The sequence below is a fragment of the Arthrobacter sp. genome (assembly GCF_030540645.1).
GTDB lineage: Bacteria > Actinomycetota > Actinomycetes > Actinomycetales > Micrococcaceae > Specibacter.
This window is the reverse complement of record NZ_JAUNVV010000150.1, coordinates 1-2,684: the sequence shown is the minus strand read 5'-3', so window position 1 is coordinate 2,684 and position 2,684 is coordinate 1. Positions and strand designations below refer to the sequence as shown.

The window sequence follows — 2,684 nt, the reverse complement described above, 5'->3', positions numbered from 1 at the left end:
AAAACATTGGCAACTGCTCCCCTTTCGATTTTGCTAAGCGTGGCCCGCGGCGCCCAGGGCTGATTGACGACGGCGGTATGCGGCCACGTGGGCACGGTTGCCGCAATTGCCGGTATCGCAATACCGCCGCGAGCGGTTTTTAGACAGGTCGATGACCATGGCGCAGCAGTCAGGGGCTTCGCAGACCTTCAGGCGGCACAGTTCCTTGGCCCGGATCACGTCCACCAGGGCCATTGCGGCTTCCACTCCCATGCGCTGCGCGAGAGGCGCGGCGGGGGCCGTGGCATGAAGGTGCCAGTCCCACTGGTCATGCTTGACGAGCTGCGGCAGTGCGTGTGCGCGGGACAGGAGATTGTTGACCATTTCCGCAGCCGTGTCCTCATCTGCGGTGAAGATGGTGCGCAGTTCTGCACGCATGTCCCGCACGGCTGCAACTTCAGTGGGTGAGTGCTCACGTGAACCGGTAAATTGTTCGCGCACCACAAAATCGTCAAGCTCCGCCACTGTGGCCATCGAGTCAGGCCCAGAAATGCTCCCGTCAACGGCCACTGTGCTCGGTGCGGTATTGATGAGGTTGACGGCAGAGAGCAGGGCCACCTCCGTGTCATGACTAAAGACCATATTGACTCCTGACATTCCTAGGGCGTAATGTCATTAGTCTAACGCTGATCACTGCTGACATACGGAACATTCATGACCACTGCAAAAAACCCGCCCCTCGCATCTGCTACTGCAATGCCTGCTAGTGCAACGCGGAAGGCGATGGCCTCTCCGGCTCTGCTGCTGGCGTTTGTCTCAGCAGCCGCCTTTGCCCTGTCGGGCCCTTTTGCCAAGTCGCTGTTCGACATTGGCTGGTCACCCGGCGCCGCCGTGGCAGTCCGCATTGGCGGCGCCGCCGTCGTCCTTTTGATACCCGTGATCATCACTCTTGTGCGGCGCTGGTCTGAGGTGAAGGGTTCACTGGGGCGAATTGCCATTTATGGCATTGTGCCCATCGCCCTGTGCCAGCTGTTCTACTTCAACGCCGTCCAGCACCTCTCCGTGGGTGTGGCGCTGCTGCTGGAGTACCTCTCGCCGGTACTGCTGGTCGGCTGGGTTTGGCTGAGCACCCGCCAACGGCCGCGGATACTGACAGTCATCGGAGCCGTCAGCGCCATGTCCGGACTGGTGCTGGTGCTTGACTTGGCCGGAAGCCAGAAGGTCAGTGTCGAGGGGATCCTCTGGGGGCTGGCGGCGGCTGTGTGCTCGGCAGTCTATTTTGTGATGTCCGCTCGCTCCGGCGATAACGTCCCACCCATCCTCATGGCCGGAGGTGGGATGGTGGCCGGTGCCGCGATGATCATCGGGTTGGGCGTGACGGGACTGCTGCCGATGGCCTTCGCCTTTGGCAGTCCAGTCTTCGCAGGAGTGCAGGTCCACTGGTTGGTCCCCGTGCTGGGTCTGGTGCTGGTCACCACAGTCCTTGCCTACCTCGTGGGCATCGTTTCCACGCGCGGACTCGGCTCGAAGGTGGCGTCCTTTGTGGCCTTGTTTGAGGTTCTCTTTGCCGTGATTTGGGCGTGGCTCCTGCTGGGCGAGCTGCCGCGTGCCATCCAGCTGATGGGAGGCGTTGCCATCATGTTCGGTGTGGTCCTTGTTCGGCTGGATGAATTGCGTGGATGGCCCCGGCGTGGTCCGTCCTACGCGGTAGACATTGACATGGTGGAGCTTGAGTCGGCAGGACCACTACCGGCCGAAACGCCGCAGCCTTAGCGAGTTGGCCACCACCAGCACCGAGCTGGCGGCCATGGCGCCACCTGCGATCATGGGGTTGAGCAGGCCAAGGGCGGCCACGGGAATGCCTATGGCGTTGTAGAAGAAGGCCCAGAACAAGTTCGTCTTGATGGTTCCGAGCGTCTTGCGTGAAAGCGCAATGGCCGTGGCCACCTGACCCAGATCGTTGCCCATGACCGTCAAGTCGGCAGCCTCGATGGCCACGTCCGTGCCTGAACCCATGGCGATTCCGAGGTCGGCCTGGGCCAGTGCCGCTGCGTCATTGACGCCGTCGCCAGCCATGGCCACGGTGGCTCCGTCAGCCTGCAACTGTGCAACAGCCGCAACCTTGCCTTCGGGCAGCACCTCCGCATGGACGTCCTCGGCTGCAATCCCGACGGCTGCAGCCACTTGGAGTGCCACGGCCAAGTTGTCGCCCGTGAGCAGGATGGGTCGCAAGCCAAGTTCCTTCAGCCTGCTGATGGCGGCCCCGGACCCTGCCTTGATGGTGTCCTTGAGTGCGATCAGCCCCACAGCCTCACCGTCAACAGCCACCCAGATGGCCGTTGTTCCGCGCTGTTGCTGTTCGATGAGGGCGGATTTGGCTTCGGCGGTCAGGACGACATGGTTTTCTTCCAACCAGCCGGCTCGGCCTGCCAAGACCGTGCGGCCTTCGCTGCCGGCGCGTACACCGCCACCGGGTGAGGACGTGAAGTCAGTGACTTCGGGCAACGTCCCCGCGTCTGCTGCATGGGCGGCGATGGCATGGGCGATGGGGTGCTCGCTGTGGGATTCCACGGCTCCTGCAAGGCGCAGGACGTCCGCGGCCGGCACCTGGGTGAGGGGCACGACGTCGACCACGCTCAGCTTGCCCTCGGTGACGGTGCCTGTCTTGTCCAGCACGATCGTGTCAACGGTGCGGGTGTCCTCCA

The 2,684-nt window shown here is 62.9% G+C and carries 3 protein-coding genes; 1 reads left to right on the top strand and 2 read right to left on the bottom strand.

The window, feature by feature from the left end; genetic code table 11:
• Positions 1 to 33 precede the first annotated feature (33 nt).
• A complete protein-coding gene (locus Q4P21_RS16090) occupies positions 34 to 621 on the bottom strand; it encodes a CGNR zinc finger domain-containing protein (RefSeq protein WP_303389729.1) in 588 nt (195 codons plus the stop codon).
• A gap of 72 nt (positions 622 to 693) precedes the next feature.
• Here Q4P21_RS16090 and Q4P21_RS16085 point away from each other — a divergent pair, with 72 nt between their 5' ends.
• Positions 694 to 1,752 carry a DMT family transporter gene (locus Q4P21_RS16085; RefSeq protein WP_303389728.1) on the top strand — a complete coding sequence of 353 codons (1,059 nt, stop codon included), beginning with the start codon at positions 694 to 696 and terminating at the stop codon, positions 1,750 to 1,752.
• On the opposite strand, the gene Q4P21_RS16080 is transcribed toward Q4P21_RS16085, so the two are convergent.
• The coding region (locus Q4P21_RS16080) for a cation-translocating P-type ATPase (protein WP_303389727.1) at positions 1,726 to 2,684 on the bottom strand (959 nt) is incomplete at its 5' end. The two genes, Q4P21_RS16085 and Q4P21_RS16080, sit on opposite strands and share 27 nt — an antisense overlap.

Excerpts from the sequence above, each read along its gene's own strand:
- Q4P21_RS16090 (WP_303389729.1), bottom strand. The coding sequence starts at position 621 with ATGGTCTTTAGTCATGACACGGAGGTGGCCCTGCTCTCTGCCGTCAAC.
- Q4P21_RS16085 (WP_303389728.1), top strand. The coding sequence starts at position 694 with ATGACCACTGCAAAAAACCCGCCCCTCGCATCTGCTACTGCAATGCCT.